This is a genomic window from Bifidobacterium bohemicum DSM 22767 (genome assembly GCF_000741525.1).
In the GTDB taxonomy this organism is placed as follows: Bacteria; Actinomycetota; Actinomycetes; order Actinomycetales; family Bifidobacteriaceae; genus Bifidobacterium; species Bifidobacterium bohemicum.
In genome coordinates this window covers 44,471-66,962 of record NZ_JGYP01000004.1, presented here as the reverse complement: position 1 = coordinate 66,962, position 22,492 = coordinate 44,471, and the positions used below count along the sequence as shown (strand labels likewise).

The window sequence follows — 22,492 nt, the reverse complement described above, 5'->3', positions numbered from 1 at the left end:
TTCGCCAGTGCCGGACAGCCGTTGGATTTCTTGGAGGGCTGGCCGTTTTGCTGATGGTCGGTTCCGCCGGCTCCTTCCGAATACGCGGTGCGTCGTGCAGGGCTTCGGCTCCTGCGGCCGCCGCGGTCGGAAGGATTGTGAATGAGAGGCTATATAGCTTGAGAGGCTGAGGTTGCGGATATGCGCGGTGCCGTGCGGATATGGCGCGTAACCCTTGGTTACGAGGCGTTACCGCCGCATGGTGTCACTCACGTCTGCCAACCTGTTTCTCGCCCGGATCGGCGAGATTACGATTCAATGGCAGGATGTTGAAAGAAGGAGATGTCGTGAACTTGACGGAGCTATCGGTCACGGAGAAGGCGGCGCTGCTTTCGGGCGCCTCCGAATGGGACTCGCGCGGCAACGAACGCGCCGGGATTCCGAGCTTTGTGATGAGCGACGGGCCGCATGGGGTCCGCAGGCAGCTCGGCAGCGGCGATCACCTTGGACTCGGGGCCTCCAAACCCGCCACCTGTTTCCCTACGGCCGGCACGGTCGCTGATTCCTGGGATCCGGCGCTTGCCGAACAGATGGGCCGCGCGCTGGGGCGCGAGGCGCACGACCTCGACGTCAACGTGCTGCTCGGACCGGGCATGAACATCAAACGCAACCCCTTGTGCGGGCGCAATTTCGAATACTATTCGGAGGATCCGATGGTCGCCGGGCGCATGGCCTCGGGCCTGATTCGCGGCATCCAGTCGAATGGTGTGGCCGCCTGCCCCAAACATTTCGCGGTCAACAGCCAGGAACTGCGTCGGCAGGCATCGAATTCCGTCATCGACGAGCGCACGCTGCGCGAACTGTATCTGACGGCGTTCGAGATCGCGGTGCGTGAGGCGCGGCCATGGGCCATCATGTCGTCGTACAACGAGATCAATGGCGTGTACGCCCACGAAAACAAGCATCTGCTCGCCCACATCCTGCGCGACGAATGGGGCTTCGACGGCATGGTCGTATCGGACTGGGGCGGCTCGGACTCGGCGGTGGCTGCGGTCAAGGCCGGCGGCACGTTGGAGATGCCTTCGCCGGGGTTCACCTCGGTGCGTGAATTGGTCGCGGCCGTTGGCCGCGGCGAACTTACCGAAGCCGATCTCGACAAGCGGGTCGCGGAGATTGCGAAAATCGCGGATCGTACGCATTTCAATGGTGTCGGGCGCGACGATCTGCTCACGGACGATGTCATCGCAAAGCACCATGACATCGCCCGGCGTGTGGCTGAAGGATCGATCGTCCTGCTGAAGAACACCGCTGTGCGCACGACCGACGCAGCTACGCCGGGCGCGGACTCCACCGAAGGCCAAAAGGAGGGGAACGTCGCCGCCCCGATCCTGCCGTTAAGGCCTGGCATGCGGGTCGCTGTCGTCGGCGACCTGGCCAAGACTCCGCGCTACCAAGGTTCCGGTTCGTCCAAGATCAACGCGACCCGTGAAGAGAACATCCTCCAGGAGCTGAACAACGCGGCCGACATCACGGTTTCCGGGTATCAGCAGGGCTACGAACGTCACGGCGGCGAGAACCGCGCGCTGATCGAGGACGCGGTCGCTCTCGCCAGTTCGAACGCCACCGATGTGGTGCTTGCCGTCATCGGTCTCGACGAACGTAGCGAATCCGAAGGTCTTGACCGTTCCACGATGTCGTTGCCGAAGGCGCAGCTTGACCTGGTCAAGGCTCTCGTGTCCACGGGCAAGCCGGTGGTCGTGGTGCTGGTGGCCGGTTCGCCCGTCGAATTGCCGTTCTTCGACGATGTTGCCGCGATGCTGTACGTCGGGCTTTCCGGTCAGGCCGGCGCGTCGGCCGCGGTCCGCGTGCTCACCGGAGCAGTCAATCCTTCCGGCCATCTGACCGAGACGTGGCCCATAAAGTACGAAGACGTGCCCAGCGCCGCCTACTATCCGGTCCCACAGCGCGACGCCGCCTACCGGGAAGGCCCCTTCGTGGGCTACAGGTACTATGAGACGGCCAAGGTGCCGGTGCGCTTCCCGTTCGGTTATGGTTTGAGCTACAGCTCGTTCACTTACTCCGATTTGGCTTGCGATGACTCGGGCGTGAGCTTCGCCGTCACTAACGACTCGGACGTGCCCGGTGCCACCGTCGCGCAGATGTATGTACGTGGCGTCGCGGGGGGTGCGATGCGTCCGGCTCTTGAACTCAAAGGCTTCATGAAGGTCGGTCTCGGTGCCCACGAAAGCAAGGTCGTGCATATGGGCTTCGATCGGTACACGTTCCGCAACTACGACGTCAAGGCCGACCAGTGGCAGGTCGAGACCGGTGAACGTGAGGTTCTGGTCGGTGATTGTGTTGAGCGTCTGCCGCTTTCCGCGCACTGCGTCGTCACGGAGGACACCGCCAAGGCCATCGCCGCCGCTTCCGATGCGACGACCGACGGCAAGACCGCCGGCGCTCTTGCGGCCTCCGTTCCCGTCTTCGCCCCGGTTGCCGCCGACCCGCGCCTCGGCCATTACCTGATCGGCGACGTGAAGCATGTGACCGACGATGAATTCGCGGTGCTGCTGGGCGCCAACGCCAATGGCCGCAGCAAATCCGACAGCGGCGTGTTCGGGCCCAACGACCCGATCTCCTCATGGATCGGCTCGCGTGGGTTCCTGGCGCGCACCATCGCCAAGGTCCTGACCAGTCGCGAGGCAAAAACCCGTGAGAAGACCGGCCAGCCCGATCTCAACGCCCTTTTCGTGCTCAACATGCCGCCGCGCGCGATGTGCAAGATGACGCAGGGCATGATCGACTCGGCGATGGTCGATGCGGTCGTCAAGGTGGCCAACGGACACGCCTTCCGTGGCATCGGTTCGTTCATCGCGGGATTCTTCCGCAACCAGTCCGCCAACAAACGCATCGCAAAGGAGCTCAAGAGCCATGACTGATCTCGACAACCACACATACGGCGCCAACGACCAAGGCAAGTACGACGGCGCGAACGTCGCGGGTGACCGCCATGCCGCTTCCGATGGCACGTCGGTCCCCGCGAGCGACGCCACGTCGGCCGTCGCCGGCGCAACCGGTTTCATGGCCGCCTGCCGTCGCCTGATTGCGAAGTACCCGAACCTGTGGGAGTTCATCAAATTCAACGTGCTGTCGAACATCTCGACGATCACCCGCTTCGTATGCGTGTGGATTCTTACGGCCGTGTTCGTGCATGCGCTGAACCTGACACAACCGTTCAGCTTCCTGATTTTCAACTATGAAAAGCCATCGACCAACGGGCTGGGTGGTTTCCTCACCTTCCTCATCGCGGAGATTCTGGCGCAGGCCGTGAATTTCGTCGTGCAGATGAAATGGGTCTTCAAATCCGATGCGAGCTTCCGTTCGACCGCCTGGAAGTACGCGATCCTCGCCGTCATCATTGTGGTGTGCGGGCTGCTCCTGCCTGGCTACGTCACGACCTTGTGCAAGAACTTGGGTTGGAACGACGCCATTTCCTCGACCATCGCCTCCGTGGTCAACACCCTGCTGGCCGTCATCATCAGCTACCCCCTGCTCAAATGGTGGATCACGCCCGACAAATCCAAGAAGGCCGGCGAGTAGCGCTCGAACCCGGTCGGACTGCCGTGCGGCATCCCCATCGGGATGGATGAGTTGCTGCGGGTTGGTGCGCTGGTTTCGCTTGCCTGTGGTGAGCGAAACCCGATCCGCGCGGACGGTCACCGGACTTTCCCGTTCGTGGTTGCGCCCTTATCTCGGCAGCAGCACAGTCAGGGTGAACCAGTGATCTTCCGTCTTGATGGTGACGTTGCCACCATATTGGGCCGCAATGTGCCGGATTGACTTGACGCCGAAACCGTGCGTGTGCGAATCAGCCTTCGTCGAGCGCAGATTGCCCTCCCCGTCTTTTGAAAGAGCGGATTCATAGTAGTTTTCGACCCGAATCACGGTGAAATTGCCATGTGCGTACAGCGCCAGCTTGATTAGACGCCGTTCCGGGTCGGTCACCGGCGCCGTCGCCTCAATGGCGTTGTCAAGCGCGTTGCCGAAAAGCGTGGCGATGTCCATGGAACTGAGCGGGTCGAGCAGTTCGCCGTCGGCGACGGCCGTGAATGTAATGCTCCTGCGGGCCGCGGCCTGCGACTTACTGGTGATGATGACGTCAAGAACGGGGTTGCCGGTATGCTGCTGGGCGCTGTACTGCCTGACGCTCGCCTCAAGGCCATCGAACCCCGCCGACACTCGTTCGGGGTCTACCTCCGCCCGCAGGGCCGTGATCTGATGCTTCAGGTCGTGGGCGATTCGGCCCAGCGACTCGATATTCTCCTTGGATTGCAGATATTCCTGGTGCTCGCTCTGCAACCGAGCTTCGATGGAGTTCAGCTCCGCGCTCGCCTGCAGGGCACGCGTCTGCTCCTGCTGGGCATACAGAATCGCGTAGCCGCACAGGTCCACCAGCGTCCGAATGTAAAAGACCTCACGGCCGAACTGGCCGGAGAAAGGAGTATTGGTGGTAATGAAACTCAGATTGCTCATTGCGAACGTGACGATGGTGATGGCCACGGCACCGATCGTGGCGGCGCGCCCCGGCGAAGCCGACGAGACCCGACTGAAATTATGACGCTCGATGGCCCAGGCGCCCCCGAAACAGAGGGCGTACGAGACGACAAGCACGATCGCCGGCAGCGCCCACGAGACGAACCCACCGATCATGCCCGGCTCCACCCATGGGCCGTCAGCCGTTCCCGCTCTTGGGGTAGTGACGATCTGCCAGTGCAGTGACGCGACCAGCTCGGCCAGCACGAACGCGCGTGCGGTGATGTAAAGTCCCTCGCGGGCGGTGGTGCCGCTTGCGAGGAATACGGTCAAATACATGGCCGCAAAGGCGAGTAGCATGCCGAACACCCAGAAGTCGAGGCTTGCCGCGCCATCAAAACATTGTATTGCTATTATGCAGGGCAGGCTTATGGCTGCGACCAACCCGGTGCGCCATTGCGGCACCCGCCGATAGACCACCAAAAGATAGACCACGCAGGCTAGCCACTCGCAGATGGCGGTATAAAGACGTGGAATATCAGGCAACGCGTCAGCAATGGCTCCGTTCATCGCACCCCGCTTCCCAAACCGCGTTCATGGCTCGCCCGGCGACGAAGCCTGCGGTTCTCCTCGATTTCGTCCGCGTTGCGTGACGTTCCGCCCGTGCACACCGGATCCGCCGCCTTCATTGTCGCCCACCGTTGATGCAGTTCGCCAAAGCCGTCATGAACCCTTTTTTACGAGGTCTGCTGATTTTGAGGCGCTCGCCGTTGTCCATCACGCAGTCCTGACCCTCCACGCCGGCCACGTGGTAGAGGTTGACCAGATAGCAGGAGTTCGAACGGAAGAAATCGTGCCCGCCGAGCTGTTCCTCGAGCTCCTTCAGGGTTGAGGTGATCGAGATTTTGCCGTTGACCGTGTGTACAATGATTGTATGACGTATTGATTCGATATAAAGGATGGACTTGAGTTCGACGCGTGTGCGTTGGGTGCCGATCTCAAAGAGCATCGATTCGTCGGTGCGCTGTTGCACCATTTGCACCGAACGCGTCAGTTCATGGCTGAAATCGAAGTAGGGTACCGGTTTCAACAGGTAGGAGAGCGCCTGCACCTCGTAGCCGTTGATCGCATATTGCGACGCGTTGGTGATGAAGACGATGACCACGCCCTCGTCCAGTTTGCGGATTCGTCGGGCCGCCTCCATGCCGTCCATGTGCTTCATTTCGATGTCGAGCAGAAGAATGTCGTAGATCGGCCGGTAGTTCTCTACGATCTTCTCGCCGTCGTCGAAGGTGGAGACCGTGAACTTCACGTCGTTCTCGTGCTGGTAGCGGTCGAGGTAGTCGAGGATATGCCGGCATGCGGCTGGTTCGTCCTCGACCACCGCCAACCGTATGGTATGCATGTCCCCGCCTTTCAGCCGTTCGTGTGGTGCGGAGCGCATCACTCGACAAGCCGCATGCCCCCGTTTTCGTCCGTGCCCAGGTCCGTTCGCGACGTGCGGGGCGTGTGGTGTATGTCCTTTACAATGATAAGTCACCGGCCTGATAGGCGAGCCGCGACTGTGGGCTGTATCTCACACGGCTTCGTGCGTGTCGTTCCATGTCCGCCTGAGCCGCCGTAAATGTTGATAATCTGCGGCTCAGGGAATGCTTGTCGATCCATAAGCACTGTGTTTTATGGTTTTTATAACGGCTTATTCGTTATTCGTAGGGCATAGTGCCTGTTTTCCCCGCTTTTTCCGTCTAACATGGCACGTGAGGATGTTATTGGCGGCCTTTGGTCGGTTTGGTAGGGTCGTCACGTAAGTCTTAAACAGTCGTGGATCGTTGGCGCATGCCGTTCGGCGGGCGCTTCGGTTCGGTGGGCGGTAAGCGTTGCATCCGTCCGTTGCCGACATCGGGAACCTTGGGTCTGTCTGGCTGGAACGAGCGTTGAACGGAAAGGAGAGGGCATGGATTTCGGTTTCATGATGCACTATGCCCCGTATTTTGTCAACGCCGCCTACATGACCGTATTCATATCGTTTTTCGGTCTGGTGCTCAGCCTGGTCCTAGGACTCATCTGCGTGGCCGTTCAGATGGCGAATGTGCCCGTGGCCCGGCAGATCGTGCGCGCCTATGTCGAACTTTCGCGTAACACGCCGCTTCTCGTCCAGCTCTACTTCCTTTATTTCGGGTTGCCGAAGCTCGGCGTCTCCTGGTCGGCTGAGACCTGCGCGATCGTGGGGCTCGCGTTTCTCGGCGGGTCGTACATGACCGAGGCGTTGCGCGGCGGCTTCGAGGCGGTGCCGCGCGTTCAGCTCGAATCCGCGCGGGTGCTGGGCTTCAGCCCCGTGCAGACGTTCCTGCATGTCACCGTGCCGCAGGCCCTCTCCACGGCCATTCCGGCGGTGGTGGCCAACGTTATCTTCCTGGTCAAGGAGTCGTCGGTGGTTTCGGCCATCGCGCTTGCGGACGTGATGTATGTGACCAAGGACCTGATGGGGCAGACGTACGACACCTACGAGTCATTGACGTTGCTCGTCATCACATATCTGGTGATTCTGCTGCCGATCTCGATCGTCGGTACGGTGCTTGAGAGGAGGTTCGACTATGCGCGGCGCTGAGATACTGTTGCAGCCGGGCGTCTTCCCGCGTCTGTTGCAAGGCCTTTGGGTCACCGTGTGGATCGCCGGCGCCTCCGTGTTGCTCGCGCTGCCCCTCGGTCTGCTTGTCGGTTGGCTGATGACCCTTAAGAATCCGGCTGTTCGTGTGATCATGCGTGTGTATCTTGATTTCATTCGGATCATGCCGCAGCTGGCGCTCCTGTTTATCGCCTTTTACGGCTTTGCGCAGGCCTTCGACTGGAACCTCGACGCGACAGGTGCGTGCGTGCTTGTCTTCGTGCTCTGGGGTGCGGCGGAACTGGGCGACCTGGTGCGCGGCGCGTTGGAGTCCATTCCTCGGACGCAATATGAATCCGCAAAGGTGCTCGGCTTGAACTCATGGCAGACCTTTACCCGTGTGATTCTGCCGCAGGCGTTGCGCCGCCTGTTGCCGGCGAGCGTCAACCTCGTCACGCGCATCGTCAAGACCACTTCGCTGGCCACGCTGCTGGGAGTGGTCGAGGTCATCAAGGTCGGTCAGCAGATCATCGACGCGAACCGTTTCCAATATCCCGATGCCACGTTGTGGATTTACGCCGTTATCTTCCTTATGTACTTTATCGTGTGCTGGCCGCTTTCGATAGTGGCCAGAAGGCTTGAAAAGAGGTGGGCACATGACTGACATCAATGCGACCACGACCGGTTCGGCGTCGCTTGGCGTCGCTGGCGCGGCGGAGCATCCAGCCGTGACCGCACAAGGCGCGGCGCTGAGCGTGCGACATTTGGTAAAACAGTACGACAACGCCTCTGCTCCGGTGCTGAACGATATTTCGTTCGATGTTCCGGCCGGTCAGGTTTTCGTTATTCTCGGCCCCTCGGGATCGGGCAAATCGACGCTGTTGCGCACCATTGCGGGCCTTGAGCCAATTCAGGGCGGTGAGATTACGATGGGCGGTGAGCTGTTGCGACAGGCGCAAAGCGCCGGCAAGCTGCGCTCCGCCAGCGCGTCTGATTCCACCAAGGTCGGCATGGTGTTCCAAAGCTACGATCTGTTTCCCAACAAGACCGTGCTCGGCAACATCATGCTCGCTCCCGTGCTTGTGCAGAAACGCGATAAGGCCTCCGTGCAGGCCGAGGCATTGCGGCTGCTTGAGCGGGTGGGGCTGGCGGACCGTAAGGACGCCTGGCCGCACGAGCTCTCCGGCGGCCAGCGCCAGCGCGTTGCGATTTGCCGCGCGCTGATCGAGCACCCTCAGGTCATGCTGTTCGATGAGGTGACCGCCGCGCTCGACCCGGAGATGGTGCGCGAGGTGCTGGACGTCATTCTCGAATTGGCCAATAGCGGACAGACCATGCTCATCGTCACGCATGAAATGGCTTTCGCCCGCGCCGTGGCCGATCATGTGGTCTTGCTTGCGAACGGGAGCATCGTGGAGGAGTCGGATCATCCGCAGGAATTCTTCGACCACCCGCATACTGAACGTGCGCAGCAATTCTTGGCCACATTTACGTATGATAGGGGTCAACGACAATCGTGATTTTAGTTTGGTGGACGTTTCGACGGGGTGGCCGTCGAAAAACCGGCATTGGCATCGAGCCCATTCCTCCATTCTCGGTCTTGGTGGTGTGTGGTGGTGCAGAAGCGCCTACGGAATGAGAATCAAAACACAGTAAAGAGTCCTTGAAACGGAAAGGGAGGTTGAGATGATGAACCGTATCAGGTTAAACGTATGGGTTTCGGGCCGAATGCGCCGCGTAGCACAGGTCAGGCGATGTCAACACATGACCTCCCCTCTTCATTGATCGGTGATCACGACGGCCGTTCATCCATCGAACGGCGTGCGATGCAATGGAATTTGTGCGATTCAAGGCGCGTGAACCGGCTAGGCGGTTGGCGCAACTGCGGTATGGCGGTGTCGGCTCCCGTCCATGCCTTTTTAACAACCGTTTTGCATATTGATCGATAACGAACACGTAGCAATAATCAGAAGGAACAATAATTATGACGTTAAACGCGACAACGAATGTATTGAAGTCAGTGGCAAAAGCCGCGACGGCCGGGGCGGCCGCGTTGGCGATGTTGGCCGGGTTGGCGGCGTGCGGCCCGTCCGGTGCCACGCCCAGCGACGACAGCAGGAACGGCTCTTCCGCATCTTCATCGGGCAAAGGGCACACCGCCCGTACTCTGGATGAGATCAAGAAGTCCGGCAAGCTCAAGGTGGCCGTCTTCTCGGACAAGGCGCCCTTCGGCTATGTCGACAAGGACGGCAGGAACCAAGGCTATGACATCGTTTTCGCCGAGCGTCTCGCGAAGGATCTCGGCGTCAAGGCGGAGTATACGCCCGTTGACGCGGCGGCCCGTGTGGACGTGTTGACCAGCAACAAGGTGGACATCACCCTCGCGAATTTCACCGTGACCGACGAGCGCAGACAGAAGGTCGATTTCGCCAAGCCGTACATGAAGGTGGCTCTCGGCGTCGTCTCGCCCGAGTCCAGGCCGATCAAGAGTATGGACGAGCTCAAGGGCAAGACCCTGATCGTCGCCAAGGGCACCACGGCCGAACCGTATTTCGCGAAGTATCCGGATATCAAGTTGCAGAAGTACGACCAGTATGCTGACGCTTACAACGCGCTTTTGGACGGACGCGGCGACGCCTTCAGCACCGACAACACCGAGGTCCTCGCGTGGGCGAAGGCCAATAAGGGCTTCACGGTGGGCATCACGAGGCTGGGCGAGGAACAGCCGATCGCCGCGGCCGTGCAGAAAGGCAACAAGCCCCTGCTTGACTATATCAATGGGGAGATCGACAGGCTTGGCAAGGAGCGGTTCTTCCACAAGGACTATGACGAGACCCTGAAGCCGGTCTACGGCGATAGTTCCAACCCCGACGACATCGTTGTGGAGGGTGGAAAGATCTGAGTGGCTTCCTAGGTTTTCGGGTTAGGGTCTGATCGGACTGTGGTGTTGGGTCCCGATCAGGCCCTTATTCGTCGAAGTGGGCCCGTCTTGGGCCTCGCCGGTTCAGTCGCATGGTCCAGTGGGCATCTCGGCGGGCCGCCAGGGGGTCGGTGTCCTCGACAAATTCGGGCGTGGCGGGTTCGTGGGCGTGTATAGTGAATTACTAGTTGTCGATAGAGAGTCCTTCGATGACCACAATTGAATAGCAACGCTGCAAACCTGCGTGCCGAAGTTGGCGCAAGGATGCAGGTGAAACCCCCTTCACTCGGATCGTTCGGCACGTACCTGCCGATGAAAGGATAATTATTATGGCAAAAGTCGTATTCGACCATGTCACTCGCATTTACCCGGGCAATACGGAGCCGTCGGTCTCTGATCTGAACCTGGATATCCAGGATGGTGAGTTTCTGGTGCTCGTCGGCCCCTCCGGCTGCGGCAAGTCGACCACGTTGCGTATGCTCGCCGGTCTTGAGGAAGTCAACAAAGGCAAGATTTTCATCGGCGATAAAGACGTCACCACGATGCAGCCGAAAGACCGTGATATTGCAATGGTCTTCCAGAACTACGCCCTCTACCCGCACATGACGGTCGCCGACAACATGGGCTTCGCCCTCAAGATCGCGGGCACCCCGAAGGCGGAGATCCGCAAGCGCGTCGAAGAGGCCGCGAAGATTCTCGATCTGACCGAGTTCCTCGACCGTAAGCCCAAGGCTCTGTCCGGTGGCCAGCGTCAGCGTGTGGCCATGGGCCGCGCAATCGTCCGTAAGCCGAAGGTCTTCCTGATGGATGAGCCGTTGTCCAACTTGGACGCGAAGCTCCGCGTGCAGACCCGTACGCAGATCGCGGCTTTGCAGCGTCAGCTCGGCGTCACCACCCTGTACGTGACCCACGATCAGACCGAGGCTCTGACGATGGGCGACCGCATCGCCGTCATCAAGCTCGGCATACTGCAACAGGTCGGCGCCCCGACCGAGCTCTACGACAAGCCCGCCAACGTCTTCGTGGCAGGCTTCATTGGTTCGCCGTCGATGAACATCAATACGCACCCGGTGGTTAACGGCAGGGCGAAGATCGGCAGCGACACCATCGATCTCGACCCGGTCGCCGTCGACAAGCTCACCGAGGAAGACAAGGGCTGCATCGTCGTCGGCTTCCGCCCCGAAGACGCCAGCCTGGCGGCTCCCGACGACGCGAACGCCTTCTCGCTGAAGGTGCAGAACGTCGAGGATCTGGGCTCCGACGGGTACATCTACGGTGACATCATCACCGACGGCTCCGTGGCCGAGGCCGCCGCCACGATGTCCGACCAGAACAAGCTGACCACGATTCGTGTGAACCCGCGCCAGCTGCCCAAGATCGGTGACACCGTCAAGATCAAGATCGATCCTTCCAAGATGCACCTGTTCTCCCCGGCCACTGAGATGCGCCTGAACTGATGCATTGATCCAGTCCATTCGGTCCGCCGTAAGACGGATCATGCCAAGGGCCGGCCCCCAACCTCGGTGCTGGGTGGCCGGCCCTTCGCCGTTCCATACGAGACCGATTCCACAGAGATCGGGGACGCTGGCCGAAATCTTCTGGACGGACACGGCACGGCTTCGGCGGCTGCGTCGACGCGGTCTCCGAACCGTCTGTGCTATCCTTGCGGGGCACTACATTAGTGGTTATGGATTTAACAGGAAACATCGATCTCGACCCGCGCGCGGTCAACGCCACCTCGGTGATGCCGATGGACGGCGAGAAATACGCGCCGGAGCCCGGAGCGCTCAAAATCACCGCCGCGAGCTCGAACCCGAAGATGTTCACCCTGCCGTGGGAGAAGCCTTTGGCGAAGTGGCCCAAGGACCTTCTGGCGAACCTTCCGCGGGGCATCTCTCGCCACGTCGTGCGATTCGTGCACGTGGGTGACGAGATTTATGCGATGAAGGAGATCACCGGGCAAGTGGCCGCGCACGAATACGGTCTGTTGCGCCAGCTGGGCAAGCTCGACTTGCCCACCGTCGAGCCGATTGCCGTGGTGACCGGTCGGCACACCAACGACGGCGAACCGCTCGAATCGATGTTGGTCACCAAACAGCTCAGGTTCTCCCTGCCCTATCGCGCTCTCTTCTCCGGAAACCTGCGTGCGGACACCGCGGATCGTCTGATCGACGCACTGGCCGTGTTGATGGTGCGTCTGCACCTCTCCGGCTTTTACTGGGGCGACGTTTCGCTTTCCAACGTCCTGTTCCTGCGCGACGCGGACGAATTCTCCGCCTTCCTCGTCGACGCCGAGACGGGCGCCCTGCGCACCACGCTTTCCAAAGGCCAGCGCGAGTACGACATGGACTTGGCCCGCACGAACATCATCGGTGAACTGATGGATCTGAGCTCCGGCAAGCTTCTGCCGGACGAGGTGGACGAAATCGCCGTGGGCGACCGGCTCCTTGAACGCTACGATTCGCTGTGGGGCGCGTTGACGGACGAGGAGCGCTTCGACCCCGACGAGATGTGGAAGATCGAGAAGCGCGTCAACAAGCTCAACGACCTCGGTTTCGACGTTGACGAACTTGAGGTCAAGAGAACGCCGGACGGCAAGCGCGTGCTGGTGCGACCCCGCGTCGTCGACGCGGGTTACGCCTCCCGCAAGCTGCTTCGTTTGACGGGGCTGGACGTCAAGGAGAATCAGGCGCGTCAGCTCCTGAACGACATCGACGCCTACCGTGCCTCGACCTGGCGTGACGGTGAGGAGCTTGAAATCGTCGCGACCGATTGGATGCGCGAGGTGTTCGAGCCTACGGTGCGCATGATTCCGGCGAAATACCGCATGGTCATCGAACCCGCGCAGTTCTTCCATGAGGTGCTCGAAAACCGTTGGCGTATGGCCGAAAAGGCCGGTCACGACGTGCCTACCACCATCGCCGCAACGGATTACATCAGGCGCGTTTTGCCGCATTACGGACTGGATTCCAAGACGCTTGACGAAATCAACGGTGAGGCCGATTCCGGCGTGGTTGACGAGGCGTCGACATACGACGACGATCCCGGCCAGACGGCGAACGAAGCGACCGGGGCCGACGGCAGCGGTGCTGATGCGGATGATTCCGATACCGTCGCCAACGACAATGACGGGGTTGACGACATCGATAACCCCGATGGCCACGATGGCTTCGACAGTGCCACGCCCGAAGATGACGAGTACGACCCCAGAGAGTTCGACCAGGATGCGGCCGTTTGGGCGCAATGATTCAACATGAGGACAGGGTTGCGTCCCGGAAGGGTCATGCCTCTTTCGAGCCAGCCGTGTCGGCTCGGTGAACACGTGAGCCGACACGGCACCTCAATCCGGATTTTCCCATAGACATCTGGCGGTAAACCAGCCAGTGCAATGTCCGGGCCCGGCCACGCACGACGAATCCGCCGCGCCCGGTCGAGGCCGCACCAACCAACCTCGTATGGAACGTCACCTGGCCTGTTGGCGCGCGCGGGCCACGGCGTAGAGGCTGATGCCCGCCGCCACCGAGGCGTTGAGCGATTCCACCGCGTTGCTGATTGGGATGCTGGCGATGGCATCGCAGGATTCGCGCACCAGTCGGCTCAGGCCCTTGCCTTCCGAACCGAGCACCACCACCAGCGGGTCGGTTTCAAAGCCGGTCTCGCCCACGAGCGCCGTGCCGCCGCCATCGAGTCCGACCGCGTAGTACCCGCGCTCTTTCAGGGCTTCGATGGCCTTGGTCAGGTTCACCACTCGAGCCACCGGCAGATGCGCCGCGGCCCCCGCCGAAACCTTCCACGCGGCCGCCGTGACGGAAGCGGAGCGTCGGTCGGGCAGAATGACGCCGTTGGCGCCGAAAGCCGCCGCGGACCGGATCACGGCGCCGAGATTCTGCGGATCGGTCACCTCATCGAGAGCGATGAACAGCGGTCGGGCGGATATGCGAGCGGCCTCGGAATCCGCTTGTTCCATGGCCTTCGCCTTCTTTTCGGCGCGGTCGGCAAGCTCATGCAACGAGGAATACTGGTAGGGTTGCACCTTGAGGATAATGCCCTGATGGTTGCGCGAGTGCGCGATGCGGTCCATTTCGAGCCGGTCGGCCTCGAGCAGATTCAGGCCCTGCTGGGTCGCCAGCCGCACGATGTCGCGGGTGCGGTCGTCACGTTCGATATGGCTGGTCACGTACAGCTGCGACGCCGGCACGCCCACACGCAGCGCCTCAAGCGTCGCGTTGCGGCCGATTACCAAATCGTCGGCCTCGGAGGAGAACTTCGCGGCGCGACGTTTCGCCGCCAGTCGGGGATCGGCCGCACGGCGCGCTTCGTTGGCCTTCTTCGCCTTATATGCTTTGTGATACACCCTGTCTTCGGCGCGGGGCGTGGGCCCGTGGCCTTTCAGCGCGTTCCTGTGTTTTCCGCCCGATCCTTTGATCGGTCCTTTTTTACTAGTCATAGTAGGTATTGTCCCAGTACCCCGCGTCAGGCGTCCGTCACCCCGTGGTCCAAGCGGGAGACGTCACTCGTCGATCCTGGCACGGTAGAAATGCTCGTAGGAGCGTGAGGGGGTCGGTCCGCGCTGCCCCTGATAGTGCGAACCGGTGCCGTCCGACCCGTACGGGTGTTCGGCGGGGGAGCTGAGCTGGAAGAAGCACATCTGCCCGATCTTCATGCCTGGCCACAGTTTCACCGGCAGCGTGCTCACGTTCGAAAGCTCAAGCGTGATGTGTCCTTCGAAGCCGGGGTCGATGAAACCGGCCGTCGAATGGGTCAGGATGCCCAGTCGCCCCAGCGAGCTTTTGCCTTCGAGGCGCGCCGCGATGGTGGGGTCAAGCTTCACGTACTCCCAAGTGGATGCCAGTGCGAACTCGCCCGGATGCAGAATCCAAGGTTCGCCGGTCGGCACTTCGAACTGCTCGGTCAGCGCCCCCTGGTTTTCGGCCGGATCCACGTAGGTGTAGGCGTGGTTGTTGAACAGTCTGAAATATCGGTCAAGTCGTACGTCGATTGAGGCGGGTTGCACCATTCCGGGCGTCCATGGGGTCAGTGAAATGTGACCTTCTGATTGGGCCGCGAGGATGTCTCGATCGGATAGCAGCATGGTTCCTCCGTTGCAGTATTTACCGTCTTCTGCTCTTAGTGTAGACGTTCATGCCGGATTTCGGGACGTATGGCGCGCTTTCACGAGGCGTTGCACACAAAAACGGAAACTTTCAGGGAATTCCCAGATTGTTCCAGTCTTTCGCCAAGCATCAGGGAGTTATATTGAACTTGTCAACCACGGTTGGCCGGAGTCTTGGAAACAACCTCCGATAATTGAACCCTTTCTTCTTCTCTCTTTCTTGCCCCGGCCTTTATAGGTCGGGGTTTCTTTTTGCGTCCAGCCGATCGGTTCAAAACGCCGCGGCGGTAACGACATGAACGGATCAGGCCCAGCCAGTGTTTTCGTCGCTGGCGGCCACCAGGAGATCATGAGGCGGACTCTGTTGCGATTGCCGTCTATCATGGAGGTTATGAGTGAGACTGAAGACAGGCGTGACCACGACACAGGTTCGCATGGCGCCGAAGATGGTCTGGTCGGACGTGAATCGAGCGAGATCGCCGGACGCTACGGCGAACCCGCGGAGGTCTGCCACGTCCAGTATTCCCGTGGTGGCGGCAGGGCCGCGCTGAACCGGCCGATGTTCCTGTGCCTGCACGGCTGGGGCTCCAACGAGGCGGATTTGGCCGACATGATGCGTTACGTGGCGCCGTATAACGATTTCGTGTCGCTACGGGCTCCGCTCGTCCTGAAAGCCGAAGGGCCGGGCGAATTCGGCTCCGGGATCGGCGCGTACAGCTGGTTCCATGCCGCCGTGCCCACGGGGGAGGACTTGGATCGCGACATCTTCGCGGCCGCAGGTGCGGTCGATATGTGGATTCGCCGGCATATCGAGGCCGAACGACCCATCGTGCCCATAGGCTTTTCGCAGGGGGCGGCCCTCGCGATCCACCTGTTGCGCGTCCATCCGGAACGGTATCGGGCCGTCGTCGCGCTTTCGGGCTTCGTCGCACCGGGCGTCGTTCCGGGAACCGCTCCCGCCGACCCGCATCTGGCCGAGCTCAATGTTCCTGTCTTCTTCGGATACGGCAATCAGGACAGTGTCCTGCCGAAATACGAGCTGCACGGGGCGGTCGCCTGGCTTGAGGAGAACACGTGGCTGACGGTGAAGAACTACCATTCCCTCGACCACGCGGTCAGTCTTGAGGAATTCAACGACCTGAGCCAGTGGCTCCTGCTCAACGACATCTCGTCCGGCGTCGTCTGAGAACCGGGATTCGGCCTGCAAGCATCGGTTCCCGCGCGCCCGCTTGCGTCTACATCCCCGATTCCGCGTCGACCTGCATCACGTACACGTTGCGTCGCAGATGCTTGGCCTGGCTACGCGTGATCTCGCCGTTGCCGAGCATGTCCTGAATCACACCCAACTCGATGGAGTAGCTTTCCTGCTTGGCTTCGTCAATCTGCGGAGCCATTTTCACCCTGTTGACGATGTCGCTCCGGCTCGAAAGCCGTGCGCGCGACCGCTGGTAGTCCCGCAGCAGCATCGTGCAGTATTCAGTGGGGTATTCGTCGCTCCGCATGGCGCGGTAGAGCTGTTCGATCACATGGTCGATGGCGCCGATCTGCACGGAACGCAGGTATTCGTAGATCTCGTTCTCGGATAGAATCGGCGTGGAACGGCGGACGCGATGCAGCGTCTTACGGGCGATGGCCGAGACCTGACGATGCATGGCGTGGTACCTTCCCCGAATCTGTGAGATCACATCAAGCCGATTCTTCGCATTCGCCGTATGGCGAACGATGTTCATGATCTGGTCGAGCATGCGCTCGCAGGCTTCGATGTTGAGGTTCCTGATGTGCTCGTCCATATTCGGGTCGGCCCGTACGGCCGCGAGGGTGTCGCGCACATAGCGCTTTTCCCAATTCAGCGCTTCGATTTGCAACGCCTCGAACGTCTCCGCGTCGAAGGTGCCTTGCCGTTGTTTGATCCTTGAGATGCGCATGTTGTATGAGTCGATGATGGGTAACAGCACAGCTCGGTTCTCGTCGTTCATATCCTCCGACAGTTCCGCGACGGTTCGGCCCAAAACCTCGACGTTCACCTTTTCGAACTGCGACGACTCCTCCCTGTCGTTCTTCGGCGCAAGCCACGGCAGCAGGAAGTTCGCCAGCAGCAGGGTCACCACGATCACGCCGGCGGCTATGAAGATCAGGTCGTTGCGTTTCGGGAAGGCGGCGCCGGACGAGACCGCGTAGGGAATGGTGAACATCAACGCCAGGCTGATCGTGCCTTTGGCGCCGCCAAACGTCATGATCGCCGTATCGCGTAGGGAGCGCGGCCTCCTGCGGCCCGCCTCGCCGCCCTTGGCCCGTTTGCCTGATGGGGCGGTGATAAGCCAGATCCAAAGGAACCGTATCGCGATGGTGGCTGCGGAAACCAGCAGAATCGTTCCCGCGAGCATGCCGCGGCTTACCTCGCGATTGTCCCAACTCGTGAGCATCGCGCCGGGCAGTTGCATGCCGAGCAGAATGAACACGGTCCCGTTGAGCGCGAAGGAGAGCACGGACCATACGCTCGACGAGACGATGTTGGTGCGTGCCGTGTTGGGACTCAGTCCAGTGTGGTCGAAATGCACGGTCAGGCCGAACGCGACCACGGCGAGAATGCCTGAGACATGGGCGATGTCGTCCGCGCCAAGGAAGACGAGGAACGGCAGGAACAGCTCCACGAGAATGCGGGTGGTCATCGTCTCCCAACCCATGCGCCGCGCGAACCGGAAGATCCAGTTGGTCGGAATGCCGGCCAGCACGCCGACCCCCACGCCGCCGATGAACGAGATAAGGAACTCGCGGCTCGCGTCCGCTATGGAGAAGGTGCCGGTCGTCGCGGCCAGGATCGCGAACTGGAAGCTCACGACGCCCGAAGCGTCGTTGAACAGCGACTCGCCTTCGAGAATGCCCTTCTGCTCCTTGGTGAATGCGGTACTTTGGCCCATCGAGGAGACGGCCACCGCGTCCGTGGGCCCCAGCGCCGCGCCGAGCGCGCACGCGGCGGCCAGCGGAAGAGCCGGCCATGCCGCATGCATCACGACTCCGACGAGCACCATGCTTCCCAGAACAAGGCCGATGGCCATGGGCAGGGAATAGCGCAGGGTCGAATACAAGGCTCGTTTGTCGATCTCGTGCGCCTCCAGGTAGAGCAGCGGCGCGATGAACAGCACCATGAACAGTTCCGGGTCCAGCTTTACGGTTGGGAAGACGGGCAGCAGCGCGAGCGCCAGGCCCAATGCGATCTGTACCAGCGGCATGGATATTCGAGGCATGAGACGGCTGAGGAACGAGGAGAGCACGACGGCCCCCAAAATGCCGATGATCATCTCGAATATTGCCACAGGCCAGACCCCCCTTTTCGGCGCGTTCATGGAACTGATGGTGTGTGGTGTTCCTGAATGCTGATTGCGTGCATGAATTTTGCGTCATTCGGTATCCCCCCACTATATCCGAGCGTGCGCATGGTACGCTCAGAGGGAATTAGGGCCGGTGATACGTGCGGTCTCCGTTCTGGAGGTGCCTTTGGGCGGAGCCGTTCTGGGTGTTGATGCCGGCTACGCGAATCGCGGGCCTTTGGACCGGTGGATTTGCGTGTTGTCGTGGCGAAGCGACCGTGCAATGCAAGGGTGTCTTTCGAAGGCGGGGGTTTTGGCGGTGGGCGGTGGGTACCATGGGGTTTATGGGTGGAGCTCAATGGTCGTTCGCGATGGATGAGGCGCTCGCTTTGGCGCGTGAGGCCGGTGCCGCCGGCGAAGTCCCCGTTGGCGCGGTGGTGCTGGATGCGGCTGGCAAGGTTGTCGGGCGCGGCCGCAATCGGCGCGAGGCGCTTGGCGACCCTTTGGCCCATGCGGAGATTGAGGCGATGCGCGAGGCCGCTTCGGGTCGTCCGGGTGTGGGTGGCAGGTGCTGCGCTGATGCGGTGCGGCAGGGTGATGACTTGACGGGGCGCTGCCCGGACGGCATCTCAGCGGTTGCGGCACGGCGTGGCGCTTGGAATCTTGAGGATTGCACGCTGCTGGTCACGCTGGAACCCTGCCCGATGTGTGCGGGCGCCGCGCTTGAGGCGCACGTGGGGCGCATCGTCTTCGGCGCTTGGGACGCCAAGCTTGGCGCGTGCGGATCAGTGTGGGACATTCCGCGCGATCCGCACGTCGGCGCCCGTCCGGAGGTGGCCGGCGGTGTGCGGGAGTCCGATTGCGCCAGGCTGCTCGCCGATTTCTTCGCCGTCCGGCGCTAGTGGTGTCGCTCGTCTGGTCCCTGCTGCGTGCAATCTATGACGCGAATCAGCTGATTGCCGCTTCCGTGCAATCCGGCCGTCGCACTCCAATCATGGGTTCGTGGTCATGAGGATCGTTGCCGCATGCTCATGGAGCCATTGCCTCAGATAAGGGATTGTGAAATCGACGTGCCCGTGGCTTGATGCGTAGATGACGCCGCTGTCGATAAGCCGTTGCCGGTATCTGCCGGCGTACGGGGGGGGGCTTTGCGCCTCTGCTTTTTAATCTTTTCTAAGTTTTTCTATCTTTTTCTATTTTTGTATAAGTTTACGTGTAATGATTCTCGGCCGCAAAGGCGATCTGCCGCTTGGGCCGCGGACCGCGCCTGACGCGTTCCGCCGCCGTTTCCCGCGTAGTTGCTGAAGGCGCACGGCAGGATACGGGGGCATTCGCATCGGTGTCGAACGGCCGTCGCGAATGCGCCCACTGAGACAATGCCTGCGATTCCCGCATGTTTCCCGCCCTGACCTATCCACAGGACCCTCGTGCGCGATTCGCCTGGAAGCCATGCCGTTGCTCCGTCGAGGTAAGCCGCGTCCTTTATTTGCGCAAAGGGAGGACACGCAAGAGGTAAGACAAAAAAATCGTATGCCGATAGTGTGGGCGGCACGGGCCGTCGTTCGTTGGTAGGATGGCGGCGAATGGCTGATACTGGTGCCGGTGGGGCTAAGAGGAAAAGGTGGCGATGTCTTCTATCGAAATGTATGAGGGGCATTCCGGGCGTGGGGTCGCGCTCAAGGCCGGGTACGGCGAGGACGCCTCCGCGGATGTCGCATTTGCCCTGCTGTTCGTGGCCGACGAACTTCCGCGATTGGTGTATTGGGGCAGGCCATTGACCCACCCCCAAAGCGTTCTGTCGTTGTATGATGCTTTGTGCCCGCAAAGGGTCTCGGGTGCATTGGACCAGACGGCGTGGCCCACGGTCCTGCCCACCCAGGCCGAGGCGTGGACCGGAGCGAAGCGATTCGTCGTGCGTCGCGGCGGGGTCGAGCTATTCTGCAAGTTCGGTGTCACCGGCGTGGATGTTTGGCGCGACGCCCCCAGAATCATCGTCGAGGCCGCCGACCGTGGGCAGGACGTGGGGCTGACCTGGATCTGCGAGTTGACGAAGGGTGGACTGATCCGCCAACGGGCCATTGTGCGGAACCTGGCGCAAAGCGGCATGTCTCAGGGCCCGACGGATTTCGAGTTGCCAGATGGTCGCCAGGTCGGCAGGACCAGTGTCGATGCCTCTTATTTGGAGGTCGACAAGGTCGAGCTCGGTTTCGCTCTGCCCGCCTGCGCGACGGAATTGTTGACGACCACAGGCCATCATCTTCGCGAGCGCTCGCCGCAACGCCAGCCGTTCAACGTCGGCAGGGTCGAACGGGCCTCGATGAGCGGTCGGCCCGATTTCGACGCTTCCCTGCTGCTGACGGCGGGTGTTCCCGGATTCGGTTTCGAACATGGCGAGGCGTACTCGGTGCATGTCGGATGGAGCGGGAACAGTCTGCTTTCGGCCGAGCGTCTGCCGTACACCCAGGGCGTCATAGGCGGCGGCGAGGTGCTGATGGGCGGCGAGGTGACGCTTGCTCCCGGAGCCTCGGACGGTTCGGCAGCCGCCGGGGAGGTTGCCGACGAAGATGATGGGTGCTGTGCGGCACAGTACGCCACCCCATGGGTCTATGGTGCCTACGGCGATGGTCTCAACGAGATCTCCCACCGCTTCCACGCCTATCTGCGTGGGTTGCACCCTGCCTTTGCCCGTAAGCCGCGTCCGGTGATCCTCAACACTTGGGAGGCGGTGTATTTTGACCAGAATTACGGCACTCTCGCCGCTTTGGCCGATACGGCCGCGCGGATAGGTGTGGAACGTTTCGTCGTGGACGACGGTTGGTTCGGTTCGCGTCGCGACGATACGTCCGGTCTTGGAGACTGGCAGATAGCCCAAGAGATCTGGCCGGACGGGCCCAAGGGCCTGAGAGCCTTGGCCGACCACGTGCACGGCAAGGGCATGGAGTTCGGACTGTGGTTCGAGCCTGAAATGGTGAATCCTGATTCCCGGACGGCCCATGAGCACCCGGATTGGCTCCTCGCCCCCGCGCCGGGCCGTCTGCCCATGCAGGGGCGAAGCCAACAGACCGTCGATTTGACCAACCCCGAGGCGTACGAGTACGTATTCGGCGCGTTGGACGGCCTGGTCGGCGGGCTTGGCATCGACTATATCAAGTGGGACCACAACAGATTCGTTCTTGAGGCCATTTCGCCGCGTACCGGCCGGCCCGCGGTTCACGCCCAGACTTTGGCTGTCTATCGCATGTTCAGAAATCTGAAACGCAACCATCCGGGTCTTGAGATAGAAAGCTGCGCGTCGGGTGGCGGGCGTGTCGATTTGGGCATCCTGCGTTATGCCGACCGCATCTGGGGTTCGGACTGCGTCGACCCGGTAGAGCGCGCGGACATCCAGCGGTACACCTCGCTTTTGGTTCCTCCTGAGATGATCGGCGAGCATGTGGGCGCCAGCCCTGCGCATTCGACCGGTCGCGCCACCAGTCTACAGATGCGTATGGCGATGGCGTTCTTCGGACATTTCGGTGTCGAGTGGAACCTCTTGGAGCGGCCGCAAGGGGAGATGGAGAAACTCGGCGTGTGGATCGATGCCTACAAGCGTTATCGCGGTCAATTCACCCGGGGCTATGTGGTTCACGGCGATGAGGGCGACCGTGCAGTGCGTCTCGACGGAGTCGTAGGCGCGGATGGAACCGTAGCGGTATATCGTTTCACGCAGCTGTCCACCTCGCAGACGTACCCTGCCGCCCCGGTGCGGTTGCCTGGGCTGGATCCGGACGCCGTTTACCGTGTGCATCCGTTGAGCGTTGATTCCGATCTGCAGGACGGACGGCGGTCGAACGGGCAGAGCGAACTCAACTGGTGGAATGAGTCCGGTGTCATGGTGTCGGGTCGCGCTCTGACTTCATACGGTCTGCGGCCGCCCGCGCTCAATCCGGCGCAAGCGGTTCTGTTCGTCGCTGAGCGGGCATGAATGTGTGGCGACGTCGAAGGAGTGGCCTGCCTTCTTGGGTTCCGTTCCGTCTTGGGCCAGTCGCCGGCTC

At 61.2% G+C, this 22,492-nt stretch carries 16 protein-coding genes; 11 read left to right on the top strand and 5 right to left on the bottom strand.

Annotated features, from left to right (window positions below):
* Positions 1-326 precede the first annotated feature (326 nt).
* Positions 327-2,918: a glycoside hydrolase family 3 C-terminal domain-containing protein gene (locus BBOH_RS06145; protein WP_033522006.1), complete on the top strand. Its 2,592-nt coding sequence runs from the start codon at positions 327-329 to the stop codon at positions 2,916-2,918.
* A gap of 142 nt (positions 2,919-3,060) precedes the next feature.
* Positions 3,061-3,579, top strand: coding sequence for a GtrA family protein (locus BBOH_RS06140; protein ID WP_044098263.1), 519 nt, complete (start codon positions 3,061-3,063; stop codon positions 3,577-3,579).
* A 147-nt stretch (positions 3,580-3,726) separates the two neighbouring features.
* Here BBOH_RS06140 and BBOH_RS06135 read toward each other — a convergent pair whose 3' ends face one another.
* Positions 3,727-5,082, bottom strand: a complete 1,356-nt coding sequence (locus tag BBOH_RS06135) for an ATP-binding protein (RefSeq protein WP_033522008.1) — start codon at positions 5,080-5,082, stop codon at positions 3,727-3,729.
* A gap of 115 nt (positions 5,083-5,197) precedes the next feature.
* Entirely contained in the window at positions 5,198-5,917 is a 720-nt protein-coding gene (locus tag BBOH_RS06130) for a LytR/AlgR family response regulator transcription factor (RefSeq protein ID WP_033522010.1), read from the bottom strand.
* A 549-nt stretch (positions 5,918-6,466) separates the two neighbouring features.
* Between BBOH_RS06130 and BBOH_RS06125 the strand changes: the two genes are divergently transcribed.
* From BBOH_RS06125 to BBOH_RS06095, 6 genes are all read left to right on the top strand, one after another.
* Positions 6,467-7,120, top strand: coding sequence for an amino acid ABC transporter permease (locus BBOH_RS06125; RefSeq protein WP_033522012.1), 654 nt, complete (start codon positions 6,467-6,469; stop codon positions 7,118-7,120).
* Positions 7,107-7,781, top strand: coding sequence for an amino acid ABC transporter permease (locus tag BBOH_RS06120; RefSeq protein ID WP_033522014.1), 675 nt, complete (start codon positions 7,107-7,109; stop codon positions 7,779-7,781). The genes BBOH_RS06125 and BBOH_RS06120 overlap by 14 nt, the downstream gene beginning before the upstream one ends.
* The gene (locus tag BBOH_RS06115; RefSeq protein WP_081930380.1) at positions 7,774-8,637 is read left to right on the top strand and encodes an amino acid ABC transporter ATP-binding protein; all 864 of its coding nucleotides are present in this window, start codon (positions 7,774-7,776) and stop codon (positions 8,635-8,637) included. Before BBOH_RS06120 ends, BBOH_RS06115 begins: the two co-directional genes overlap by 8 nt.
* Before the next feature lie 464 nt (positions 8,638-9,101).
* Positions 9,102-10,019, top strand: a complete 918-nt coding sequence (locus tag BBOH_RS06105; RefSeq protein ID WP_033522018.1) for a cysteine ABC transporter substrate-binding protein — start codon at positions 9,102-9,104, stop codon at positions 10,017-10,019.
* Positions 10,020-10,366: 347 nt separating this feature from the next.
* Positions 10,367-11,494, top strand: a complete 1,128-nt coding sequence (locus tag BBOH_RS06100; protein WP_033522020.1) for an ABC transporter ATP-binding protein — start codon at positions 10,367-10,369, stop codon at positions 11,492-11,494.
* Positions 11,495-11,724: 230 nt separating this feature from the next.
* Entirely contained in the window at positions 11,725-13,284 is a 1,560-nt protein-coding gene (locus BBOH_RS06095; RefSeq protein WP_033522022.1) for a DUF4032 domain-containing protein, read from the top strand.
* Between the two features lie 216 nt (positions 13,285-13,500).
* On the opposite strand, the gene rlmB is transcribed toward BBOH_RS06095, so the two are convergent.
* Together rlmB and dcd are read right to left on the bottom strand one after the other, a co-directional pair.
* Positions 13,501-14,484 (bottom strand): 23S rRNA (guanosine(2251)-2'-O)-methyltransferase RlmB, encoded by a 984-nt coding sequence (gene rlmB, locus BBOH_RS06090; protein WP_033522024.1) that lies wholly within the window; start codon positions 14,482-14,484, stop codon positions 13,501-13,503.
* Positions 14,485-14,547: 63 nt separating this feature from the next.
* A complete protein-coding gene (gene dcd / locus BBOH_RS06085; protein ID WP_033522030.1) occupies positions 14,548-15,129 on the bottom strand; it encodes a dCTP deaminase in 582 nt (193 codons plus the stop codon).
* A gap of 403 nt (positions 15,130-15,532) precedes the next feature.
* Here dcd and BBOH_RS06080 point away from each other — a divergent pair, with 403 nt between their 5' ends.
* Positions 15,533-16,336: an alpha/beta hydrolase gene (locus BBOH_RS06080; RefSeq protein WP_081930379.1), complete on the top strand. Its 804-nt coding sequence runs from the start codon at positions 15,533-15,535 to the stop codon at positions 16,334-16,336.
* A 49-nt stretch (positions 16,337-16,385) separates the two neighbouring features.
* Here BBOH_RS06080 and BBOH_RS06075 read toward each other — a convergent pair whose 3' ends face one another.
* The gene (locus BBOH_RS06075) at positions 16,386-18,464 is read right to left on the bottom strand and encodes a cation:proton antiporter (protein ID WP_033522073.1); all 2,079 of its coding nucleotides are present in this window, start codon (positions 18,462-18,464) and stop codon (positions 16,386-16,388) included.
* Between the two features lie 338 nt (positions 18,465-18,802).
* Here BBOH_RS06075 and BBOH_RS06070 point away from each other — a divergent pair, with 338 nt between their 5' ends.
* Both BBOH_RS06070 and BBOH_RS06065 read left to right on the top strand, forming a co-directional pair.
* Positions 18,803-19,360, top strand: coding sequence for a nucleoside deaminase (locus BBOH_RS06070; RefSeq protein WP_033522032.1), 558 nt, complete (start codon positions 18,803-18,805; stop codon positions 19,358-19,360).
* A gap of 725 nt (positions 19,361-20,085) precedes the next feature.
* On the top strand, positions 20,086-22,422 hold the full coding sequence (locus tag BBOH_RS06065; protein WP_033522034.1) for an alpha-galactosidase: 2,337 nt from the start codon (positions 20,086-20,088) through the stop codon (positions 22,420-22,422).
* The last annotated feature ends 70 nt before the right edge of the window (positions 22,423-22,492 follow it).